Below are 21814 nucleotides of genomic sequence, written 5' to 3'. Positions count from 1 at the left end.
AAAAGGTATCCTTCGTGGGATACCTTTTTTACTAGCGTTTATTATTTTGCAACTTCTGTCCACTTGTAGTTAAATTCACCGCCGAAGTCAGTTGTTACAAGTCCTTTAATAAATCCGCGTTGTAGGTAAGAACGACCTTGTTGGTATAAAGGAGCAACAGCACCATCTTGTAATAAGATTTTTTCAGCTTGCTTCATTGCTTCCCAGCGACCTTTTTCATCACCAGCTAAATCAGTTTTTACTTTACGAATAAGCTCGTCGTACTCTTTGTTAGAGTATTTATCGAAGTTATAAGCACTATCTGTTGTGAATAGATCTAAGAATGTAATAGGATCCGCGAAGTCAGGACCCCAGCCATCGATTCCGATTTCGTAATCACCACTTAATAGTAGCTTTAACTGTTGTTTACGTGGTTGCGGTTTTAAATTCACTGTTAATCCATCTAGATTCTTTTCTAATTCACCTTTTAAATATTCACCAGTTTTCTTAGCTAAAGCATTATCACTTGTTAATAGTTCAATTGTTACTTTGTCAGTACCAAGTTCTTGCTTCGCTTTTTTCCAGTTTTCTTTTGCAGATTTCACATCATCTTTGACTAGATTTCCATTCTCTTTACGGAAGTCATTACCGTCTGGACTTTTTGCGAATTTCGCAGGAACCATTCCTTCTGCTGGGATTGCACCGTTATTTAAAATTGTTTCTACGTACGCTTTTTTATTCATTGCTTCGTTAATAGCGAGGCGTGCATGTTGATTTTTTAATACTGCATTTTTCTGATTTAGTCGTAAGAATTGGATACCGACTTCAGCACGTTCCTTGAAGTTGGTATCGTTCTTATACTTATCAACAAACTCCGCAGTTAAAGCAACGCGATCAATTTGTCCTGAATCATATAAGTTAACTTCTGTAGATTTATCTTTAACGACATTGAAGTTGATTTCTTCTAGTTTTACAGTTTTAGCATCCCAATAGTTAGGGTTCTTCTTCAATTGGAAGCTTTGTTCATGTTTCCAGTTATCTAATGTGAAAGCACCATTGTAAATTAAATAATTTGTTTCTAAACCGTATTTATCGCCTTGAGATTTTAAATAGTCTTCATTAATTGGTAAGAATGTTGAGAATGTCGTTAAGCTTAAGAAGTAGGGAACAGGGCGGTCCAGTTGTACTTCTAAAGTTTTATCGTCAAGAGCTTTAACGCCTAATTGATCGATCGCTGCTTCTTTTTGATTTATTTGTTTCGCATTTTTTATATCAAAGAATAAGAATGCATATTCAGCTGCTGTTTCAGGGTTTACGGCACGTTGCCAAGCGAATACAAAGTCTTTTGCTGTTACAGGAGTACCGTTTGACCATTTTGAATCACGAAGATGGAAAGTATACTTTGTTTTGTCTGAACTAATGTCAACCGACTCAGCGACACCAGGGATCGGTTTATTATCTTCTCCTATTGCATATAAACCTTCAAAAACATTTCGCATTACGTTCATGGATTCCCCATCCGTTGCTCTTGCAACATCCATTGTTGGAATTTCTGAAGCAAATGATAAGTTAATCGCTTGTTTATCAGGTGCTTTATCATTCGCTTTTGCTCCGCCTGCATTATCTTTATTTCCCCCGCAAGCAGTTAGTAGTAGACTTGCCCCTAAAACAGATGCAACAACAGGTACAACTTTTTTCTTCATTGTTCTTTCCTCCCTAAATGTGTTGTTCGTAACGCCATAATGTCCATGTCTTGAAGTGTAGCTACAGAAGAGAAAACCTATTATAAATATGTGTATATAGGTAATCAGGTGTTCTATATGTATATACATGTTGAACTATAATCTGACGTTATATGTTTCAACTTTGTAGACATTACATTTTGATGGTTAAATATTTCGTCTCTTTGATTATTTAGAATATTAACACTAGAAAGAACTATATGTCAATAATAAAAAGTGGAGTGTTAATTTCTTGGAATAATATATATTAAAAGCAGATTTCCTCATATTAGGGAATCCGCTTTTAATATATTTTGCTAAAAAAACAATGGGTGTGGGTGGGAACACAATGATCTAAGTTGCATTTTATCCCGCATTAACGGGCAGTAAGATCCTCACCTCAAAATTCAGTGAAAGCAAAGAAGTAAGGGGGGGCAACTGTCCGTAAAAGCCCGATTGGTGAGGGCTGATTAAAGTTTCACTTTATTTTTCAATTTTTGCCCACTTGAAGTTTAACTGGCCTGCGAAGTCTACTTGCACAATTCCTTTTACATAAGAACGTTCTAGATAAGATTCTCCTTTTTGGTAAAGAGGAGCGATAACAGAGTCCTTAAATAAGATTTTTTCTGATGCTAGTAACGCTTCCCAGCGAGCTTTTTCATCACCAGCCAAAGTAGTTTTAACTTTTTCAATTGTGTCATCAAACTCTTTATTAGAGTAATGATCTAAGTTGTAAGGGTTATTCGTCGTAAATAGTTCAAGGAATGTAATTGGATCAGCAAAGTCAGGGCTCCAACCGTCAATTCCAATCTCGTAGTCACCTTTTAATAAGAGTGAAACTTGTTGTTTACGTGGTTGCGGTTTTATATTTACTGTTAAGCCATCTAAATTCTTTTCTAGTTGCCCTTTTAGGAATTCACCAGTTTTCTTCTCAAGGTCACCATCACTTGTTAATAATTCTAATGTTATCTTTTCAGAACCAAGTTCTTTTTTTGCTTTCTTCCATAATTCTTGTGCAGATGTTGTATCAACTTTTGTTAAATCGCCGTTTGCAGTACGGAAGTCTTTTCCATCAGGCCCTTTTGCAAAGTTTTTCGGCACGAGACTAAAGGTTGGTGTAGAGCCATCATTTAATAATGTATTTACAAAGGATTTTCGATCAATTGTTTGATCGATTGCTTGGCGTGCAGAAACGTTTTGAAGTACTTTGTTTTGTTGATTCATACGTAAAAACTGTACGCCTACGTTCGGGCGTTCTTTAAAGTTAGCATCCTTTTTATATTTATCAACGAAGTCAGATGTTAGTTTTATACGGTCTAATTGTTTGGATTCGAATAAATTTACTTCTGTTGATTTTTCTTTCACAACGTTGAAATTGATTTCTTCGAGTTTGACATTATCTTTATCCCAATAGGTAGGGTTTTTCTTAAATTTAAAGCTTTGTTCATGCTTCCAATCGCTTAGTGTAAAAGCTCCGTTGTATAAGATTTTGTTATCTTCTAAAGCGTACTTATCACCTTGTGCTTTAAAGAATTCCTCGTTGATTGGTAGAAATGTTGGGAACGCCGTTAAGCTAATAAAATACGGAACAGGGCGCTCTAATTCTACTTCAAACGTATGGTCATCAACTGCTTTTATACCAAGTTGATCGGCAGGAAGTTCTTTGTTGTTAATTTTTGTTGCATTTTTAATATCAAAGAATAGAAATGCATATTCAGAGGCTGTTGCTGGATCGACAGCTCTTTGCCAAGCGAAGACAAAATCTTTCGCTGTAACAGGAGTGCCGTTTGACCATTTTGAATCTCGTAAATGGAATGTGTATTTCGTTTTATCGCCATTTATTTCATGAGATTTTGCAACGCCAGGGACAGGCTTGTTACCTTCGCTAAGATTATACAAACCTTCAAATACGTTTCTCATTACTTGACCAGAATCAGTATCTGTAGCACGAGCCGTATCCATTGTTCGTATTTCGGTAGGTGAAGATAAGTTTAAAACCTGTTTACTAGGTGCCTCGTCTTTTGCATTTGCTCCGCTCGCTTCGTTTTTATAACTACCGCAACCAGTTAATAAAATACTTACTCCTACAATTGATGCAATACCGGGTACAAACTTCTTTTTCATTTGATTTTCCTCCTAAATAATTAAGTTTGGATGATGATGAGGGAAATGAAAAATAAAAAATCCCTCTTTTCGTATTGAGAAAGAGGGATTTTTACGTACAAGTTATGCACCCGTATATAAACGAAGTCCCTCATTCTATCTTTCAAGCACAAAGCTTGCAGGAAGTGGCACAGTATTCAAAATGAACCTGCTGCCGAGGTTTCAAAGGGCCAGTCCCTCCACCTCTCTTGATACAATGAGTAAACAAATAAATTTTATTAATTTTTGTGTTTCTTTGATAATTCAAAATCTTACACCTTAGATAATGAAGTGTCAATCAAATGGAATATAGTTTAAATTTTCAGTTTTATTAAAAATAAAAAAACCACTGCATATGGCAGTGGTTTCCCTACTAGAAGTTAAAGTTATCAGGATCTGGACCAACGCGATGATTTTCATTTAAAGCTTGAATTGCTTTCATATCATCCGAGCTTAATTCAAAGTCAAAGATGTTTGCATTTTCAATAATGCGGTGTTCTTTAATAGACTTAGGGATTGTTACAACTTCATTTTGTAGATCCCAACGTAAAATAACTTGTGCAGTCGATTTATTATATTTCGTAGCGATTTCTTGTAATGTTGGGTGATTAAGTAGCTGCCCCTGCATTAATGGTGACCAAGCTTCAAGCTGGATGTTATGTTCTTTACAGAAGGCATGTAATTCTTCTTGTGCTAAACGTGGGTGGTATTCCACTTGGTTAACCATTGGTTTAATTTCTGCAATTTCAAATACGTCTTGCAAATGGTGAATATGGAAATTACTCACACCGATAGCACGAACACGACCATCTTTATAAAGCTGCTCTAAAGCTTTCCATGATTCAGTGTATTTTCCTTTTACAGGCCAATGTACTAAATATAGATCTAAATATTCTAGACCTAATTTTTCTAATGTAGTTTCAAATGCTTGTAGTGTTGACTCGTAACCTTGATCACTATTCCACACTTTTGAAGTGATGAATAACTCTTCACGAGGAATACCAGATTCTTGAATTGCCTGTCCAACGCCTTCTTCGTTTTTATATATCGCAGCAGTATCGATACTACGGTATCCATTTTTTATAGCTGCTTTTACAGAATCAATTACTTCTGTACCATCTTCAACTTTAAAAACACCCAAGCCGAACCAAGGCATTTTCACGCCGTTATGTAATGTTGTATAGTCATTTAAACTTGTTAAAGTCATATTAATTCCCCCTAGCTTTTTTATTGGTCGCTTCAACTGCTTGTTGAATGACTTCTGAAAAATTATTTTCATATAGAACTTTTAAGCCTTCAGCCGTTGAACCTCCTGGTGTTGTTACTTGTTCGCGGAGCATAGCTGGATCCTGATTTTGCTGGAGCATAGCGGCAGAGCCAGCAATCATTTGAATGACAAGGTGTTTTGCTGTTTCCTCATCAATACCATAGCTTTTCGTTGCTTCAATTAACCCTTCAGCAAAGTGATAGAGAAAAGCGGGTGCACTACCAGTAACTGCGGTAAGTTGGTGAACTTCCTCTTCGGTACAAAACTGTGAGGTACCGATACCTTTTAAAAGAAGTTGTAACGTTTCTTGATGTGTTTCATCTACAGAATGTCCCGTCGTATATAAGGAGATAGACTTTCCAATTCCAGCAGCTGTATTTGGCATAATCCAAGCAACAGGTGTCCCTTGGGGAAGTCTTTCTTCTAGATAAGATGGTCCGATTCCGGCAGCAACTGTCACGACAAATTGATTAGTTAGAAGAGGGGATAGATCCGCTAATAGCTGTTCATGTGCGACAGGCGGCATTGCTAAAACGATTGTATCTACAGATTTAATATGCTGTTTCCAATCTGTTGTAATCGATAGATCATATTGAGTTTGTAATTGCGTTAGTTTTTCTATGTTACTTCGGTTGGAAACAATAATTTCTTCGATGTATTCTTTACTTGTTGTAAGTAGTCCAGCAAATATAGCTTCTGCCATACGACCGGCACCAATAAATAAAATTCGATGTTTATTAGGCATATCCTTTATTCCTTTCTGATGAGAATATGTTATAAAAAACGATACCATTTTTAAGAGAATTTTGTAAAAAGAAACGGCTTATCGTAAGTGGAATAGATGAGTGGGGAGTTTTACAGGAGAAAATTTATAGTAAGTATAAGAGTTATTTCTTATACTGTTGATAGGGAGTTTATTACATATCTGGGGAGAGATAAATATGGTTAGAAGTCCACTTTTTTTACTCATTTCTAGTATTATTTGCATATTAGTTGGATTCTATATCCGATCAAGTTATATTGAAATTTTCGCATCGGTTATGGGGATTATTAATGTTTGGTTACTTGCAAGGGAAAAGGTATCAAACTTTTTATTTGGGATGATTACAGTTGCGGTATTTCTGTATATTTTCACTACACAAGGCTTATACGCAATGGCAGTATTAGCAGCCTTCCAATTTATATTTAATGTGTACGGTTGGTATTACTGGATTGCGTGTAGTGGGGAGGAGAAGGTAAAACCGACAGTCCGCTTAGATTTGAAAGGATGGATTATTTATATACTTTTTATTTTAGTTGCTTGGATTGGTTGGGGATATTATCAAGTCCGTTATTTAGAATCGACAAGTCCATATTTAGATGCTTTAAACGCTGTATTAGGATTAGTAGCTCAATTTATGCTGAGCCGAAAAATCTTAGAAAATTGGCATTTATGGATTTTGTATAACATAGTTAGCATTGTGATTTATATTTCAACGGGCTTATACGTCATGTTAGTATTAGCTATTATTAATCTATTTTTATGTATCGATGGCTTGCTAGAATGGAAGAAAAACCATAAAGAGCGAGAACGTGTAAATAATTATATTTAGAAAATAATTGTAATCAAAAAACCCCCTGAAGCATATACGTTTCAGGGGGTTTAAATATAGTATAAATTTATGCTTTTGTCATACCAAGCAATACAGCGCCGCCGATAATTAAAACACTACCTAGAGCAATAAAGATCAATTGACGTTTTGTTTTCTTTTCACCTAAGAAGACAATCGCACCGAATGTTGAGATAACGATTCCAGTTTGAGATAATGGGAAGCTTGTCGCTACTCCGACACGTGGTAATGAAAGAAGTAAGAATAAGTTTCCTGTTCCCCAAAGTAAACCAGATACAGCATTACGAATTGCATATTTGTTAAATGGTTTATGTTTAGACGTCAGTACAACCGCACCAACGAACATACCAACTGCCTGTGGTAAAATAGCAGACCAACCATCAATGTTATACCAACGAATAATAATTACATATACAAGATAACCGAAAGTAGAAACAATTAAAGTAAGAAGTCCCTTTTTCAATTGTCCTGGTGGCTGTGCATTTTCTTTATCATCTAGTGATGTGAATACTACACCAACTACGATTAATAGGATTGCAATCGTTCCCAGAACAATCGTTGTAGTAGTAGTCCACTCACGAAAAGCGATAACTCCAAAGATAGAAGTTGCAACAAGTTGCATACCAGTAGAAATAGTTACAGTAGTTGAAACACCTAGTTTTTCAACTGTTTTTAATTGGTTTACTTGTCCTAAAGCCCAGAATAAACCTGAAATAAAGCCAACAATCAAGACTGTCATTGTTAAAGTTGGTTGAGTAAATACATACATAGTTGTTGCGAAGAATAGAGCACCGATTGTCATACCTACCGTTTGGCTATATGCACCACCGCCCATTTTTACGCTTACTAATAAGATGTTTCCCCATGCGATTGCAGGAAGAAGCGCTAATAAAATGTCCATTACAAGACTCCCTTCGGTTTTCTATACCAATATAATTACATATCGTTCTAACGATCGGTAATGCCCCACTAATAGAGTAGAAGATTACCGATCGCTAAAACAGGATGAAGAATTTACGATATAAATGCGTTTTCATTTCTTCATTTTTTGAAACACTTTCATATAATAACAGGAAATTACCTATTTTAGAAAGTGAATTCAAATAAAATGTATATTTAAATAAGGAGAAAAATTCAGTTATTAATCAAATCATTTTATTTTTCGGGAAATAAAAAGCAACTTTTGTCGAAAGTTGCTTTAAGAAGTAGTAATTCTTCTATTAATGAGTTGAATGCATAGTAAGAATAGAAGGGACATACTAATCGTTATGATTACAAGTGTCCAAGCTAGTTGCATATTACTCGCATCAATAGCCATATAAATCGCCGTTGGAATCGTCTGAGTTTTGCCAGGTATATTTCCTGCAAACATTAAAGTTGCACCAAATTCACCGAGTGCGCGAACAAAGCTTAAAATCATACCGCTAAGTAGTGAGGGGAATGCAAGCGGGAGTGTAACATGTAGAAAAACTTGATATTCACTTGCACCAAGATCGCGCGCGCCATCTTCAATTTGTACATTTGCGATAGAAAATCCTGTTTTTGCTGATTGGTACATGAGCGGAAATGCAACGACTGTAGAAGCAATGATAGCAGCAGTAGATGTAAACATAATGGACTGCTGAAATAATGATTCAATCCACTTTCCAATGGGACTGTTATTTCCAAAAATGATAATTAGAAAAAAGCCGATAACAGTTGGTGGAAGCACCATTGGTAATAAGAAAATAGTTTCTAGTAGTACTTTATATCGCCACGAGGAGCGCGCTAATGCTCGTCCAATAATCGTTCCTAAGATCGTAACGATTATTGTGGCGCACGCAGCTACTCGCAAGGATAGAAAGACAGGTGACAAAATTGCATCAAAGCTCATAGCGATTATGGCAGGATTGTAAATCCATATTTCTTAAAGATAGATTGTGCATCTTTTGATTGTAAATACTCATAGAATGAAGTCGCCTCTTTCTTATGCTTAGATTCCTTTATAACACCTAAAGGATAGTGGATTGGCTCATGAGAATTAGCTGCTACCGCTTCTACAATTTTTACCTTTTCTGAAACGAGAGCGTCTGTTTTATATACAATACCAGCATCAACATTACCTGTTTCTACATATGTTAACACTTGGCGAACATCTTTTGTAAATACGATTTTATTTTGAACGTCATTCCAAAGATTTTCATATGTGAGAGAAGCTTTTGCATATTTTCCTGCAGGTACAGATTCGGGTGTACCAAGTGCGATTTTCTTGATTTTCTCATCCTTTAAATCTTGAAATTTTGTAAGAGCACTATCTTTTGGAACGACTAGAACTAGTTCATTTCCAAGAAGGTTTTTCCCTTCTTTTTCATTAATAAATCCTTTTTTAACAAGAGTTTGGAATTTATCCTCTGCTGCAGAGAAGAATAAATCAGCAGGTGCACCTTGCTCAATTTGTTGTTGAAGTGCACCAGAAGCACCGAAGTTAAAAGAAAGTTTAATATTAGGTTCTTTTTCTTTATATTTTGTTTCAATTTCTTTTAGTGCATCTTGTAAGCTTGCAGCAGCGGATATAGTAAGTTCTACTGTTTTTCCTTCTTTGGCAGTTGATTTCTCTTTCTTTTCTCCGCTTGTACATGCAGCACTAAATATAAGAAGAAAAGAAAGTATAAGTGCCCCAATGGATCGTAATGTAAACTTATTCATAAAAAAATCCCCTTTTGTTTTGATATATTTAATTATAACTAATTATAACTAATTATAACTAGTTATAATTGAATATAATTTGAACGGTATAGTTGTTTTTTAAAACTAGGAGAAATATTCTTTTCTTTGTTACAATGAAGGAAGAAAGTGAGGAATCGTCTATGGATCATCATTCCTACACAACGGAAGAAGTAGCAAAGCGATTAAAAGTATCAAAATTAACTGTATACGACCTAATTAAAAAAGGAGAACTTCCTTCTTATAGGGTTGGTAGACAAATGCGCATTGATGCAGCTGATTTAGAACAATATATAAAGCAAATGAAAACAGGGAAGGTACAATTTACTCCTGTAAAGAAGGATGAAATTAGTAGTTCGAATACACGCATCATTAGTGGTCAAGAACTAACGTTAGATATGTTGGCAAAGCATATAGAAAATCGATTGCCAAATTCTAATATATTGAGAGCGTATCAAGGTAGTTTAACGAGTTTAGTGAAGATGTACCAAGGAGAAGGAAGCGTCGTTAGTTTACACTTATTTGATGGTGAAACGGGTACATATAATGTTCCTTACGTAAAACGTATTTTAGTTGGACAACCATATATTATGATGAATTTATTAGCAAGAAATGTTGGGTTTTATGTGCAAAAAGGGAACCCACAAAATATAAAAACATGGGCTGATTTAGCTCAGTCATCTATACGATTTGTAAATCGAGAAAAAGGTTCTGGTATTAGGGTGTTAGTGGATGAGCAATTGCGAATTCAAAAATTAAGTAAAGAAGATATTAACGGGTATGAATGGGAAGAATCGAATCACCTTGGCGTTGCCTCGCAAGTCGCGAATGGAAAAGCTGATGTTGGGGTAGGATCAGAAAAGTTTTCCCAAATTGTGAACGTAGACTTTATTCCAATAATGAAAGAACAGTATGATTTAGTACTTCTGAAGAATAGAGAAAATGAGGAACTTATTGAGGTTATAAAAGAGGTTTTGCAATCTGAAGAGTTTCACAATGAATTAAAAGCAATTGGTGGATATGATATAAGCAAAACAGGCCAAATTATATATGAAACAAACTAAAAAGCTGCTTGTCTATAAGACGAGCAGCCTTTTCTATATATAAAGGGGTTGGGGGAAACAAAGTGTTAAATAAGACTTTGAGCAAGTGTGTAAATGAAAGCTGTAAGAAGAGCTGCTCCACTTGCAAGTTCGATAAAGTGAAACTTTAATCAGTGAGGGCGGGGTATCCCTCGCTGATTATTAGCCCTCACCAATCGGGCTTTTACGGGCAGTTGATCCCAAACCTAACTTCTTTGATTTCGCTGAATTTTGAAGTGGGAGTCTTACTGCCCGTTAATGCGGGATAAAGTCTGATTTGTTGAAGGTAATGTTGTTCATCATAATCTCTCCTTATTTGTTTAATGTAGTTGCAACTGCTTTTGCATCGACAAGTGCGGATAGCACCATGCCCATTGTATTGAAAAATTTGTTTGATTTCATTTTGTTCATCATGTGTATCCGCTCCTTTTCGAATTGTTGTTGCCCTGCTTTCTGTCTTAATTATATGAAATATGGCCGGCTGCAACTATCGAATTAGCTTACGGGAGGATTACACTTTTGTAAGAAAAAAAGACATTCATGTAAGAATGTCTTTTAAAGCATATTGATATGATGGTGCTCTTTAATTGTTTTTAAAAAGCTGCGCATCGAATTGGTCATGTAACTATCTTTACGGCGTATGAAAACAGTTGAAATACTGCCGTATTTCTCCGGAATTGGATGGCAGTGGACTTTACCTGCTGTAGAAAGGTGCTGCACCGCAGACTGGGGGACGAGTGTAATCCCAAGACCGAGCGCTACGCTATTTAATATAGTTTCTAATATGTTAAATTCCATAATTCTTTTTGGTAGCAAACCTTCATCTTTAAGCCATCGTTCAAGCTTGGAACGGTATCCACATCCTTGATTAAAAACGAGTAGGGGCGTCGTAGTAAATTCTTCTATATGAAAAGCTTTATTTTGTGTAACAAGCATTAATTTCTCGGTACTAACATCGTATTGTTCAATTAGTGGATGTTTAATAGGACCTGATATAAAGGCACCATCTAATTGGTGATCGAGCACTTCTCTAATAAGTTCTTCCGTTAGACCAGCTTGTAATGATAAATCGACATTTGGATAGCTTTTGTAGTAAGAAGACAAAATGGTAGGCAATGTACTGACTGTTTCGACTGTACCAATTTTTAATATGCCAGATGGTGTTTCACTATCTAAAAACACTTGTTTTAGCTCTTCAACATCTTGCAAAATTTTATGAACGTAAACGAGCATTTTTCTTCCTTCAGCTGTTAAAGTCATGCCTCGCTTATGACGGTAAAAGAGAGGTGTTTTCAGCTCGTTTTCTAATTGTTTAATACGTGCGGTTACATTTGATTGTACATAATTTAATTCCTTTGCTGCGCCGCTTACACTACCGCGGTCGGCAACGCTCTGGAAGATTTGTAAGTCTCGTAATTCCATTTTATGCTCCTCCTTGATGTTAACTATCATTATAAATGATAGTTAACATCATTTTGAATCATTTTACGTGATATATTTTTTCTTTTACAATTCTCTTTGTGCAAATAGAAAGAAGTGAGGGATTGCGGTGAGAAGAAGTCAAATGATAATAGGTGCGTTGGCATGTTTAGTTGCAAGTATGTCATGGGGGGCAATGTTTCCTGTTGCTGATCATGCACTAGAATACATAGATCCATTTTATTTTTCACTTATTCGCTATGGAGCCGTAGCAATTGTACTGATTGTATTATTGCTAATGAAAGAAGGAAAGAAAGCATTTCGCTTAGAAGGAAGAGGGAAGTTACTCGTCTTTTTTGGAACAATGGCGTTTACCGTATATAATGTATTAATTTTTCTAGGACAAATGTTAATGGGAAAATCAGGTGTGATGGTAGCTTCTATTATGGAGGCGCTTATGCCGATGATTTCAATTTGTATTTTATGGGGATATAAAAATATAAAGCCGAAGAAGTATATGATAACGAGCATGATTATCGCATTTGTAGGAGCTGTATTTGTTATTACAAAAGGTGATATGAGTTTCTTTTTAACATTGAAAGATAACATGTTTTCACTAGCATTTATATTTGTTGGTGTTGTAGGATGGGTTATTTATACGATGGGTGGTCAAACGTGTAGTGATTGGTCTACGTTACGTTATTCTACGTTGACCTGTGTATTTGGTACGGCTGTCACAGGAATTATAACGGTAATCATTACGGCGCTTGGATACGTTTCAGTCCCAAGTATGGGATCGATTTCTATTGTGAAATATGATTTATTATTTATGATGACATTACCAGGTATTGTAGCGCTACTTGCTTGGAACTACGGTGTGAAAATCTTATCATCAATTAATGGTATTTTATTTATTAACTTTGTGCCAATTACTACTTTAGTTATTATGATGATACAAGGATATAAGATAACGACATTTGATGTATTAGGAACATTATTTGTTATTGCAGCGCTTATTCGTAATAATGTTTGTCAGAGAAAAGAAGAAAATATAAATAAACAAATTTTGCAAGAAAAGCAATTGCGTCAAGCTGTTTAATAGGCAACTGGAGGATTTTATATGTTAGAAAGTTTATTGTTTTTCTTTGCTGCTGGAGTTGCCTGCGAGCTTGCAGCAATTAATCGAAACGGTCGTAAAAATATAAAACAACAAGCTGAACTGATACAGCTTTTAAAAGACTTGAAGGAAAGAAAAAATTAAAAAGACGACCGGGCATAGACGGTCGTCTTTTCTATTATTATTTATATAAAGGGGAAAGGGGACACAAAGTTATATAAGCGTAGCAGCGTAAATGAAAGCAGTAAGAAGAATCGAGCCGCTAGCCAGTCCGAAAAAATCTAATTTGTTAAAAGTCATGTTATTCATTATAAATTCTCCTTACTTGTTTAATGTAGAAGCAACAGCTTTTGCATCGATAAGAGCGGAAAATACCATGCCCATTGTATTTAAGAAATTGTTCGTTTTCATTTTGTTCATCATATAGATCCGCTCCTTTTCAAATGGTTGTTGTTACTTTCTAACTTGATTGTATAAGATATTGGGGGGGAGTCACTATCGAATTAGCTTACAAGAAAATTACACTTTTGTAAGAATTGAAATTTAACAATAAATACTTATTTTTATTACCAACTCCTAAAACTTAGTGTTATAATCGTTGTAAGAAAATGATTATACTTCGGATATTCAGAAAGGAACGAAACAAATGTATAAACCAATTACATTTTCGTTGAAATATATATTTAAAATGGCTGGGAAGGTAGAAGTACAAGGGAGAGAGAAATTACCGGAAGATGGCCCTTATGTTGTTGCGTGTACACATACAAGTTTTATGGATGTTTTAATGTTAGCGGCAGGAATGTACCCAACCCAAATTCATTACATGGCAAAAAAAGAATTGTTTGAAGGGAAATTTAAAAATTGGTTTTTTAAAAATGTAAATGCATTCCCTGTAGACCGTGCGAATCCAGGGCCAAGCACATTAAAAATTCCATCACGTTTATTAAAAGAAGGAAAAGTAGTAGGGATTTTCCCGAGTGGGACGAGGTCATCAGAAGACGTTTCACTAAAAGCTGGGGCTGTTACGATTGCAATGCGTTCTAACGTTCCGTTAATACCGGCAGCTTATGTTGGTCCATCAAGTATAAAAGAATTGATAAAAGGAAAAAAAGCGCGATTAGTTTTTGGAGACCCAATTCAAATTGATGCTGAAGAACAAATAGATCGAAAAACGGCTATGAAGATGATGACAGATGAATTAAATGCAAAGTTTGAAGAACTAAAGGAAGTTTTGCAGCCGAATCAAAGCTAAAAAAGACGACCGGGTATAGACGGTCGTCTTTTCTATTATTATTTATATAAAGGGGAAAGGGGACACAAAGTTATAGTGTAGCAGCGTAAATGAAAGCAGTAAGAAGAACCGTGCCGCTAGCTAGTCCTAAAAAATCTAATTTATTAAAAGTGATGTTGTTCATAATGCATTCTCCTTACTTGTTTAATGTAGAAGCAACAGCTTTTGCATCGATAAGAGCGGAAAATACCAAGCTCATTGTATTTAAGAAATTGTTCGTTTTCATTTTGTTCATCATATAGATCCGCTCCTTTTCAAATGGTTGTTGCCCTGTTTCTGACTTAATTATATGAAATGTTGCGGAGAGTCACTATCGAATTAGCTTACAGGAAAATTACACTTTTGTAAGAAAAACGAATGAAAGTGTCATGATGAGAAGATTTGACATATGTTCATGTGATTCATTAAGTTAAAAGTAGAGGTGAGTGTATGGCTAATATTAAAGATATTGCAAAGATGGCTGGGGTTTCAGTTACGACTGTTTCGAGGGTATTAAATGATCATCCATATGTAAGTGAAGAAAAAAGGAAAGTTGTTTTAGAAATAGTTGAGAAATTGAATTACTCGCAAAATGCAAATGCTGTGCATTTATCAAAAGGGAAGACGAATATTGTTGGCGTGATTTTACCTTATATTAATCATCCATCTTTTGATGCGATGGTGGGTGGAATGATGGAAGTTGCGTTAGCTCATAATTACAGGGTGCTTCTTTGTCAAACGAACTACAATAAAAAAGAAGAAATGAAAAGTTTACATATGTTGAAAACAAAGCAACTAGACGGTCTTATCATTTGTTCTCGTGCTAATGAGTGGGAAACTATAGAGCCTTATGCAGCGTATGGGGCGGTTATTGCTTGTGAGGATAATGATATTGAAAGCATATCGAGTGTATATACAGATCATTTTAATGCCTTTCAATTAGGGATGAGTTACCTTATTGAAAAAGGTTATAAGAAGATTGGATATTGTACGGGAAGAAAGTTAGGGCCAAGTAGTAAGAAACGTTTTGATGCTTATAAACAACAGCTACAATTAATAGATGAAGAAGTGATGGAAGATTGGATTTTCACAGAATGCTTTACATTAGAAGATGGTGTAAGAGTTGCACATCAATTCAAGGAGATGGAGAATCCTCCTGAAGCATTAATAGTGGCAGGAGATGAAGTTGCTATTGGGATCATGACAGAAGTTGAAAAATTAGGTATTGAAGTTCCTGAGGATTTAGCGATTATTGGTTTTGATAATCAACCGATTTCTCAAGTTTTACAACTGACAACCATTGACCAAAATTTAAAGGGAATAGGTAAGACGGCTTTTGAAATGTTTTATAGGCAAGTAAGTGATGAGGGTTCTAAACAAGAAAAGATGGAAATTCCATATAAACTTGTGGAACGTTCTACAGTTTAGTCATAATCCGTTATGTGTATAATCACATAACGGATTATTTTTTGAAATGTCTTTGACAGGAAACGCGTTTCATACTTTATAAAAGAGTTACACCGGTCTGTAATAATCCATGGATTCTTTTCAAGTGTTAAAACAATGAATAGAATTTGGAGGGATATGCATGAATGAACTTTTATTAAGTATGAAAAAATATGTAGAGGATGACGAAAAGATTTTAGCGTTTGTCGTAGGGATATTTGAAAAGGATGACTTTACTTTATGTTATCAACATGGGATTTTTGTTGCCACTACTAGACGTCTTCTATTTTACGGGAAATTTCCGTGCTATCCTGCGATATTTGAAGAGTATTCGTATTTGCATATAGATGACATAGATTTCCGTCCATATTTCGAATGTACTTGTAATCGTGAAACCATTAGAGCTAAGTATATTCAGAGTGGGAGTGTGGAGCGCTTTGTCCGTACAGTTAGAGCGAATATGAATAATTAATCACCCCTTTGTTTAAACATAATATCTTGGTCTTTGTGAGGGGAAATGCGGAATAAAAACAACTTCTAAACCTCTAGGAGATAGTGATACAATGTCAAATGGGGGGAGGTATGAACTATGGTTAATCAACGTATAAAGGAAATAACACTAATTACAATTGGTTCATTATTATTCGCAATTGGTATTAATTACTTTGCAATTCCAAACCGTTTATCAGAGGGTGGAATTATTGGTTTAACAGTTGTTACGTACTATTTATTTGATTGGTCACCGGGAATTGTGAATTTTGGTTTGAATGCAATTTTATTAGCTGTAGGTTATAAATTTTTTGATAAGAAAACGATGGTTTACACAATTATAGGTAGTGTGGAAACATCTTTGTTTTTATATGTTACAGAACATATCGAATATCAAGTAAATAGTGATACGTTACTAGCAGCTTTATTTGCTGGTGTATTTGTAGGTATCGGATTAGGCTGTATGTTCAAAGCTGGAGGTACATCAGGAGGATCGGCAATTTTAGCTCGACTAGCAAATCAATATTTAGGTTGGAGCGTTGGTAAAGGCGTACTTATTATTGATATCGTTGTAATTGCTGGATCTGTATTTATAATAGGACAAGAAAAGGCAATGTATACACTTGTAGCTGTATTTGTCGGAGCGAAAGTAATTGATTTCATCGTGGAAGGTATGGATACAAAAACAGCTGTTACGATTATTTCGAATCAACCAGACTTAATTCGAGAGACTATTACGAAAAACATGACGCGCGGTGTCACTGTATTAGAAGGACGCGGCGGATATACTGGTAAAAATAAAGAAGTTTTATATATCGTTATTAATAAACAAGAGCTTGTTAAGTTAAAGCAAGTTATTAGTAGAGTTGATGAAGATGCCTTCGTTGTCATTCACGATGTGCGTGATGTACTTGGTGGTGGCTTTAAAGCAAGCTAAAAGGTGAACGAGAAAATTCGTTCATCTTTTTTTATCCCGCATTAACGGGCAGTAGAACTCCCACCTCAAAATTCAGCTGGAGCAAAGAAGTTAGGTGGGAGATCAACTGCCCGTAAACACCCGATTGGTGAGGGCTGATAATCAGTGGGGGGATGAACAAAACCCCCACTGATTAAAGTTTCACTTTATTCTTACAAAAATGTAAGGGTAATGTAATGGGATTGAATGGTAGATTAAATTCCTGCTCTTTAGAATGGATGTATAAGTATCCTGTAGAGGAGGAAGATCAGTATTATGAAGAAAAAAATAATTACTACTGTAATAGCTATGGTAGTGATAGTAGTAGTATTACTACCTACGAAACTTGGACCAGTTATTGATAAATATAATCCGCTTTATACGACGAAAGAATACTATACAATTGTGGATGCGATTGGTCAGCATGTCGGTGATGAATGGTATGAATATGAATTTATTGCATTTGATGAACGTGGAAGAGAACAAAAAATAAAGAAGACTGTTAAGCATATGTTAAAGAGAGATGAGGCATTAAAGGTGTACGCAAAAGGACGCTACGGCGAGGCAATTGAAGAAATTGAAGCTGTAAATATTCCTATTAATGCGAAGAGTAAACTTTTAACGATGAGATAGCGAATTATACCCCTGCCTATTTTTTGTCGAAAATAAAAATACTAGGTAGGGGTATTTTAGGTTCGTGAAAAAGCCTTAGTTCATATGGACTAAGGCTTTTCTTATTATATAAAGGGGAAGGGGGTACATTGTAGTAGCATGAGTGAAAGGTATAAGAAGAGTCGGCTACTAGCAATGTAATTTGGTTATGTGAGTGTTCTTCTTATTTGGCTTACTTTCTAACTTTATTGTACGAAATATAGGTAAGGGAAACTATCGAATTACATTACACATAGCTTACAAATATGTAAGCCTTCTGTAATGTAATTCGATGGTTAAAATATAGTAAATTTCATATAGTGTAACTAGAAAGTCTCACTGTATCACTTTCTGTTTGTAATGTTAATGAAGAATGAAAAACCAACTAATTTTTAATAGCCCTCATCTCTATTTAGATGAGGCTCTTTTTCAAACCTTACAACATTGTAAGGTTTACGTAAGTTAATTCGATAGTAAATTTGTCATATTTTTTGCATAATAGATACAAATAGATAAAAAATAATTAGGGATATATTAAGAAGGGAGAAAACTGGGATGCGTAAAGAAGAAGTAGTGAAGTTTCCAATTAAAGATTTCTGTAGCTACTTTACTGTTGCCGTAGTATGTATTGGATTATTTGATATAATAACAAATTTAATTGTTAACTAATATAGATGATAAAACAAGAAGGAAGACCCTTTCTTGTTTTTTTTATGGGGGCATAAAGATGAAATTGATTGATAGCCATATACATGTTGATCAATATGAGAATGAAGAGAAAAGTAGATTATTTATAGATGTGGAAAACAGTAAAGAGATACAAGGGCTTATTGCAGTATCTATGAATTATCAATCATGTCTAGAAACTTTATCTTTAGCAAAGCGATATCCTTTTGTACATCCAGCAATAGGTTTTCATCCGGAGCAGCCGATTCATAAAGAGGAATGTGAGCAAATTTATAAATTAATTGAAGATCATGTAGAGGAAATCGTTGCGATTGGTGAAGTGGGCTTGCCATATTATTTAAGGAAAGAAGATGAAAATATTGCTATTGATCCATACATAGCGGTGTTAAAAAAGTTTGTGGAACTAGCTAGTAAATACGATTTACCAATTATATTGCATGCGGTTTATGAAGATACTGACACTGTATGTGGTTTACTTGAAGAATATAAAGTTTCGCGTGCACACTTTCATTGGTTTAAAGGAAGTGAAGAGGCAATGAAACGGATGATGAGGAACGGTTATTATATTTCTATCACACCGGATGTTTTACATAAGGAGAAAATTAGAAAAATAGTTTCGTATTATCCGCTTGAATATATGATGGTAGAAACAGATGGGCCGTGGGAATTTCAGAAGGATACGATGACACATCCTTATATGATAAAAGATGTATTACAAGAAATTAGTATAATAAAAAAAATATCAGTAGAGAAAGTTACTGAGCAAATATATGCGAATACGGTGCGATTTTATAAAGTTAGTGAGTCATAAAAAAACACCAAGCATCTCTCTTGGTGTTTTTTTATGACTCTAATTTTTTCGCACGTCTTAATAATAAAAGAAAGACAATTATAATGAACCCAATTATAAGGAAGAACCCATATTGTTTTATATAATCAATTATGTCATTCGCACTTGTTGGTTTTTTAACGTGAATGCCGTCTTTATTAGTAGTAATATGAATATCTTTCATTTTTACTTCATTCGTTTCTTTTTGTAAATCAATCCACTCTATGTTTGGAATACTTTCTAGTTCTTTTAATACTTCTTTTAATGGTTCAACGCCCAAGTAAGGATGATAAAATGCACCGATAATTCCATCAGATAGTTTAGTGATAGATAAAGCACGTTCTTTCATTTTTGCTATAGCTTGTGGCTTACCTTCTTCAATAAAGCCAACAGTTTCAGGAATTAATTTCATCCCATGTAAAAATGACGGTGTACTTATATAAGCCGGTGAGTGCATTGATTTCCAAGTTGTATCGTTTAGTTGTATTTGTCCTACATAAGTTGAAAAATATTGTGATAGTATTTCATATCCTTTTTGAGACATTGTATAGTGCGGAGCTTCAAAGGCAACTGGATATAATTTAGCTTCTACAAGCTCTGTAATCCCTTTTTCAATATGATCTTTAATATATTTTTCTTCGAAGGATTTTCCGTTTTCTACGTATTTATTATAGTCTTCTGTAGAATGAAAATCTTCTTTTGTCTTTGGTTTTTCATGGTTCGGTTGGCGAATTGGTTGATCTGTTTTTACATCCCAAAATTCAAAACCTTCGCCAGTTTCACTATCATAAAACTGATGTGTGTAACCATGCATAACGATAGAGCCACCATTATCTTGCATAAAGTGTAAAACATCGATTAATTCAGAGTTATCCTTTAAATGTACTGTTTTTCCTGTGTCTGGATCTTTGTAAACAGGGATAACCGTAATCATATAAGGGAGCTTTTTCTCTTTTAGTAATTCAGCGATTTCTTTTAATTGCTTTACATCTACAGCTGGATGAACGTCTTCAAGGCGTAAATAAGCTGAAGTTTTATTTGTTTCAGGTTTTTGTCCGAAATAAGAAAATAACATTTCACCGACGTAATGAGACATCCAATCGAAAAGGTTTGGAGTTGCAACATAATAGGATGTTCCTTGCTGAATGATTAACGGATGAGTTCCATCAGCACTCAAGGCGTAAGCAAGAGTTGTTCCTTTTGTTTCAATTTTCTTCATTAAGCGTTCTTCATGTAATTCATTTTTTAACTGGTTAGTCGGATATTCTATAGTGTGAATTCGTATATCGGTTTCTTTCGAGGTAATGAAAGAAAAGCGATTAGATAATTGTTCAACATTTTGTCCTAAAACTAATATGGGACCTGAGAAGTTTTCTAGAAATTGTTTTGCTGCAATAGAAAAATCTTCTTTTTTCTCTCCGATATAAACAATATGTGTATAAGAAGATGATTCAGTACTTTCCTTTACTTCCTTTAAGCTTTTTACTGTTATATTTTTTGTAAAGTGCCCTAACTGAGTATTAAGGATTTGTACATTGTTTGTAATTTTGTTGTCTTCTGTACTATACAAAACGAGTACTTTTGATTTTGATGATGTTTGTGCAGAGGTATGTATAGGAATGAGTAGTAAAATGCTGAAAAAGATTAGTAGAGTTCTTTTCATTTATTTATGCTCCTATTCTATATATAGAATTCAATTTACAATTATATACAAGAAATAAGTTATAGTCCATGTAAGTTACATTTTTGCACGTATTTACCATATGTTTTTTCGCAAAATCGGTCTAAAGCATGATGATAATATGTATAGTAATTTGCTATGATTGAAAGGTAAGAGAATGATAGAGTGTTGGTAATTGTAAAAGGAAGGCTGAAAGGGGACAAATTTCAGCGGAGAAAGAGGTAGAGGTAGTGAAGAAATTCTTTGTAGGATTTTTAGTTGTTCTTGGAGTGTATTTATATTTCCAAGGAAAGTCTGAAGGAATGGGTAAGCTAATGAATGAAACAAGCTATGTTGATTCAGAAGAAGCAAAACAGATGAAACAAATCATTATAGAGGAAGCAAAGAAAGTAAACCTTCCGGAATGGATACCTCTTACAATTGCCGAACATGAAAGTAGGTTAAATCCAAGAAGTGTTGGAGATAACGGAACTTCATTCGGATTGTTTCAATTACACCGCGGTGGTGGGCTTGCGCCAGATCATTTAACTGATGAAGAGCTGAAAGATCCACGTACAAATGCGCAAATTGCAATGCCGCATTTAATGAAAGGTTATAAGCGCGGGGTGCAAAAAGGTTTGACTGATTTTGCATTACTGAAATATATAGCGAATACATCTGGATGGCCAGGGAATTTAGGACCAGAGTGGACGGATAACAATATGAAGTATAACATCGGATTAGAGGATGTATACTATCGAAATAAAGGTGTAATCAAAGAGTAGGT

At 34.9% G+C, this 21814-nt stretch carries 22 protein-coding genes, 1 pseudogene and 1 riboswitch; of the genes and pseudogenes, 11 read left to right on the top strand and 12 right to left on the bottom strand.

The features are described 5' to 3' along the window. Positions 1-41: 41 nt before the first annotated feature. The 4 genes from ABH955_RS26890 to proC all read right to left on the bottom strand — a co-directional run bounded on the left by ABH955_RS26890 (position 42) and on the right by proC (position 5854). Positions 42-1682: a peptide ABC transporter substrate-binding protein gene (locus ABH955_RS26890; RefSeq protein ID WP_404491859.1), complete on the bottom strand. Its 1641-nt coding sequence runs from the start codon at positions 1680-1682 to the stop codon at positions 42-44. A 501-nt stretch (positions 1683-2183) separates the two neighbouring features. Then, on the bottom strand, positions 2184-3824 hold the full coding sequence (locus ABH955_RS26885; protein ID WP_404491858.1) for a peptide ABC transporter substrate-binding protein: 1641 nt from the start codon (positions 3822-3824) through the stop codon (positions 2184-2186). 132 nt (positions 3825-3956) lie between these two features. Then, a riboswitch (SAM riboswitch) is annotated at positions 3957-4061 on the bottom strand. A gap of 154 nt (positions 4062-4215) precedes the next feature. Continuing rightward, positions 4216-5049 carry an aldo/keto reductase gene (locus ABH955_RS26880; protein WP_002063472.1) on the bottom strand — a complete coding sequence of 278 codons (834 nt, stop codon included), beginning with the start codon at positions 5047-5049 and terminating at the stop codon, positions 4216-4218. 1 nt (position 5050) lies between these two features. Continuing rightward, positions 5051-5854, bottom strand: a complete 804-nt coding sequence (gene proC, locus ABH955_RS26875) for a pyrroline-5-carboxylate reductase (RefSeq protein ID WP_002091431.1) — start codon at positions 5852-5854, stop codon at positions 5051-5053. Between the two features lie 196 nt (positions 5855-6050). Between proC and pnuC the strand changes: the two genes are divergently transcribed. After that, positions 6051-6701, top strand: coding sequence for a nicotinamide riboside transporter PnuC (gene pnuC, locus ABH955_RS26870; RefSeq protein ID WP_404449343.1), 651 nt, complete (start codon positions 6051-6053; stop codon positions 6699-6701). Positions 6702-6768: 67 nt separating this feature from the next. On the opposite strand, the gene ABH955_RS26865 is transcribed toward pnuC, so the two are convergent. The 3 genes from ABH955_RS26865 to modA form a co-directional block, all read right to left on the bottom strand. Continuing rightward, on the bottom strand, positions 6769-7620 hold the full coding sequence (locus ABH955_RS26865; protein ID WP_002009926.1) for a GRP family sugar transporter: 852 nt from the start codon (positions 7618-7620) through the stop codon (positions 6769-6771). A gap of 297 nt (positions 7621-7917) precedes the next feature. Then, on the bottom strand, positions 7918-8592 hold the full coding sequence (modB, locus tag ABH955_RS26860) for a molybdate ABC transporter permease subunit (protein WP_404491856.1): 675 nt from the start codon (positions 8590-8592) through the stop codon (positions 7918-7920). 5 nt (positions 8593-8597) lie between these two features. After that, entirely contained in the window at positions 8598-9404 is an 807-nt protein-coding gene (gene modA / locus ABH955_RS26855) for a molybdate ABC transporter substrate-binding protein (protein ID WP_404449346.1), read from the bottom strand. 134 nt (positions 9405-9538) lie between these two features. Between modA and ABH955_RS26850 the strand changes: the two genes are divergently transcribed. Continuing rightward, complete coding sequence (locus tag ABH955_RS26850) at positions 9539-10486, top strand: substrate-binding domain-containing protein (protein ID WP_404449348.1); 948 nt, start codon at positions 9539-9541, stop codon at positions 10484-10486. A gap of 65 nt (positions 10487-10551) precedes the next feature. On the opposite strand, the pseudogene ABH955_RS26845 reads toward ABH955_RS26850, so the two are convergent. Both ABH955_RS26845 and ABH955_RS26840 read right to left on the bottom strand, forming a co-directional pair. Then, positions 10552-10632 (bottom strand): annotated as a pseudogene (locus tag ABH955_RS26845) (DUF3948 family protein); the annotation flags it as partial. Between the two features lie 427 nt (positions 10633-11059). Beyond that, positions 11060-11926 carry a LysR family transcriptional regulator gene (locus tag ABH955_RS26840; RefSeq protein WP_002063480.1) on the bottom strand — a complete coding sequence of 289 codons (867 nt, stop codon included), beginning with the start codon at positions 11924-11926 and terminating at the stop codon, positions 11060-11062. 127 nt (positions 11927-12053) lie between these two features. Between ABH955_RS26840 and ABH955_RS26835 the strand changes: the two genes are divergently transcribed. Together ABH955_RS26835 and ABH955_RS26830 are read left to right on the top strand one after the other, a co-directional pair. Then, positions 12054-13022: a DMT family transporter gene (locus ABH955_RS26835; protein WP_404449350.1), complete on the top strand. Its 969-nt coding sequence runs from the start codon at positions 12054-12056 to the stop codon at positions 13020-13022. A 21-nt stretch (positions 13023-13043) separates the two neighbouring features. Continuing rightward, positions 13044-13184, top strand: a complete 141-nt coding sequence (locus ABH955_RS26830) for a YrzO family protein (protein WP_002063481.1) — start codon at positions 13044-13046, stop codon at positions 13182-13184. A 69-nt stretch (positions 13185-13253) separates the two neighbouring features. Here ABH955_RS26830 and ABH955_RS26825 read toward each other — a convergent pair whose 3' ends face one another. After that, the gene (locus tag ABH955_RS26825; protein ID WP_404457883.1) at positions 13254-13349 is read right to left on the bottom strand and encodes a DUF3948 family protein; all 96 of its coding nucleotides are present in this window, start codon (positions 13347-13349) and stop codon (positions 13254-13256) included. 337 nt (positions 13350-13686) lie between these two features. Here ABH955_RS26825 and ABH955_RS26820 point away from each other — a divergent pair, with 337 nt between their 5' ends. Then, positions 13687-14292 carry a lysophospholipid acyltransferase family protein gene (locus tag ABH955_RS26820; protein ID WP_002063482.1) on the top strand — a complete coding sequence of 202 codons (606 nt, stop codon included), beginning with the start codon at positions 13687-13689 and terminating at the stop codon, positions 14290-14292. A 70-nt stretch (positions 14293-14362) separates the two neighbouring features. On the opposite strand, the gene ABH955_RS26815 is transcribed toward ABH955_RS26820, so the two are convergent. Further along, on the bottom strand, positions 14363-14455 hold the full coding sequence (locus tag ABH955_RS26815; protein WP_012260201.1) for a DUF3948 family protein: 93 nt from the start codon (positions 14453-14455) through the stop codon (positions 14363-14365). A 305-nt stretch (positions 14456-14760) separates the two neighbouring features. On the opposite strand from ABH955_RS26815, the gene ABH955_RS26810 reads away from it, so the two are divergent. The 5 genes from ABH955_RS26810 to ABH955_RS26790 all read left to right on the top strand — a co-directional run bounded on the left by ABH955_RS26810 (position 14761) and on the right by ABH955_RS26790 (position 19349). Further along, positions 14761-15738 carry a LacI family DNA-binding transcriptional regulator gene (locus tag ABH955_RS26810; RefSeq protein ID WP_404449355.1) on the top strand — a complete coding sequence of 326 codons (978 nt, stop codon included), beginning with the start codon at positions 14761-14763 and terminating at the stop codon, positions 15736-15738. Between the two features lie 160 nt (positions 15739-15898). Next, positions 15899-16228: a PH domain-containing protein gene (locus ABH955_RS26805; protein ID WP_404449357.1), complete on the top strand. Its 330-nt coding sequence runs from the start codon at positions 15899-15901 to the stop codon at positions 16226-16228. A 117-nt stretch (positions 16229-16345) separates the two neighbouring features. Continuing rightward, positions 16346-17182, top strand: a complete 837-nt coding sequence (locus tag ABH955_RS26800) for a YitT family protein (RefSeq protein WP_404491855.1) — start codon at positions 16346-16348, stop codon at positions 17180-17182. Between the two features lie 294 nt (positions 17183-17476). Next, positions 17477-17833 (top strand): YxeA family protein, encoded by a 357-nt coding sequence (locus ABH955_RS26795; protein WP_002029403.1) that lies wholly within the window; start codon positions 17477-17479, stop codon positions 17831-17833. 745 nt (positions 17834-18578) lie between these two features. Continuing rightward, positions 18579-19349, top strand: a complete 771-nt coding sequence (locus ABH955_RS26790; protein WP_404449361.1) for a TatD family hydrolase — start codon at positions 18579-18581, stop codon at positions 19347-19349. A gap of 31 nt (positions 19350-19380) precedes the next feature. Here the strand turns inward: ABH955_RS26790 and ABH955_RS26785 are convergent, their stop codons facing one another. Then, positions 19381-21030 (bottom strand): DUF2334 domain-containing protein, encoded by a 1650-nt coding sequence (locus ABH955_RS26785; protein WP_404449363.1) that lies wholly within the window; start codon positions 21028-21030, stop codon positions 19381-19383. A 248-nt stretch (positions 21031-21278) separates the two neighbouring features. Here ABH955_RS26785 and ABH955_RS26780 point away from each other — a divergent pair, with 248 nt between their 5' ends. Continuing rightward, complete coding sequence (locus ABH955_RS26780; RefSeq protein ID WP_000713256.1) at positions 21279-21812, top strand: transglycosylase SLT domain-containing protein; 534 nt, start codon at positions 21279-21281, stop codon at positions 21810-21812. Positions 21813-21814 lie beyond the last annotated feature (2 nt).

Source organism: Bacillus sp. RC240 (assembly GCF_044907945.1).
GTDB classification, from domain to species: domain Bacteria; phylum Bacillota; class Bacilli; order Bacillales; family Bacillaceae_G; genus Bacillus_A; species Bacillus_A mycoides.
This window is presented reverse-complemented; position numbering and strand designations above follow the sequence as displayed.

Excerpts from the sequence above, each read along its gene's own strand:
- ABH955_RS26890 (WP_404491859.1), bottom strand. The coding sequence starts at position 1,682 with ATGAAGAAAAAAGTTGTACCTGTTGTTGCATCTGTTTTAGGGGCAAGT.
- ABH955_RS26885 (WP_404491858.1), bottom strand. The coding sequence starts at position 3,824 with ATGAAAAAGAAGTTTGTACCCGGTATTGCATCAATTGTAGGAGTAAGT.
- ABH955_RS26880 (WP_002063472.1), bottom strand. The coding sequence starts at position 5,049 with ATGACTTTAACAAGTTTAAATGACTATACAACATTACATAACGGCGTG.
- proC (WP_002091431.1), bottom strand. The coding sequence starts at position 5,854 with ATGCCTAATAAACATCGAATTTTATTTATTGGTGCCGGTCGTATGGCA.
- pnuC (WP_404449343.1), top strand. The coding sequence starts at position 6,051 with ATGGTTAGAAGTCCACTTTTTTTACTCATTTCTAGTATTATTTGCATA.
- ABH955_RS26865 (WP_002009926.1), bottom strand. The coding sequence starts at position 7,620 with ATGGACATTTTATTAGCGCTTCTTCCTGCAATCGCATGGGGAAACATC.
- modB (WP_404491856.1), bottom strand. The coding sequence starts at position 8,592 with ATGAGCTTTGATGCAATTTTGTCACCTGTCTTTCTATCCTTGCGAGTA.
- modA (WP_404449346.1), bottom strand. The coding sequence starts at position 9,404 with ATGAATAAGTTTACATTACGATCCATTGGGGCACTTATACTTTCTTTT.
- ABH955_RS26850 (WP_404449348.1), top strand. The coding sequence starts at position 9,539 with ATGAAGGAAGAAAGTGAGGAATCGTCTATGGATCATCATTCCTACACA.
- ABH955_RS26840 (WP_002063480.1), bottom strand. The coding sequence starts at position 11,926 with ATGGAATTACGAGACTTACAAATCTTCCAGAGCGTTGCCGACCGCGGT.
- ABH955_RS26830 (WP_002063481.1), top strand. The coding sequence starts at position 13,044 with ATGTTAGAAAGTTTATTGTTTTTCTTTGCTGCTGGAGTTGCCTGCGAG.
- ABH955_RS26825 (WP_404457883.1), bottom strand. The coding sequence starts at position 13,349 with ATGAATAACATGACTTTTAACAAATTAGATTTTTTCGGACTGGCTAGC.
- ABH955_RS26820 (WP_002063482.1), top strand. The coding sequence starts at position 13,687 with ATGTATAAACCAATTACATTTTCGTTGAAATATATATTTAAAATGGCT.
- ABH955_RS26815 (WP_012260201.1), bottom strand. The coding sequence starts at position 14,455 with ATGAACAACATCACTTTTAATAAATTAGATTTTTTAGGACTAGCTAGC.
- ABH955_RS26810 (WP_404449355.1), top strand. The coding sequence starts at position 14,761 with ATGGCTAATATTAAAGATATTGCAAAGATGGCTGGGGTTTCAGTTACG.
- ABH955_RS26805 (WP_404449357.1), top strand. The coding sequence starts at position 15,899 with ATGAATGAACTTTTATTAAGTATGAAAAAATATGTAGAGGATGACGAA.
- ABH955_RS26800 (WP_404491855.1), top strand. The coding sequence starts at position 16,346 with ATGGTTAATCAACGTATAAAGGAAATAACACTAATTACAATTGGTTCA.
- ABH955_RS26795 (WP_002029403.1), top strand. The coding sequence starts at position 17,477 with ATGAAGAAAAAAATAATTACTACTGTAATAGCTATGGTAGTGATAGTA.
- ABH955_RS26790 (WP_404449361.1), top strand. The coding sequence starts at position 18,579 with ATGAAATTGATTGATAGCCATATACATGTTGATCAATATGAGAATGAA.
- ABH955_RS26785 (WP_404449363.1), bottom strand. The coding sequence starts at position 21,030 with ATGAAAAGAACTCTACTAATCTTTTTCAGCATTTTACTACTCATTCCT.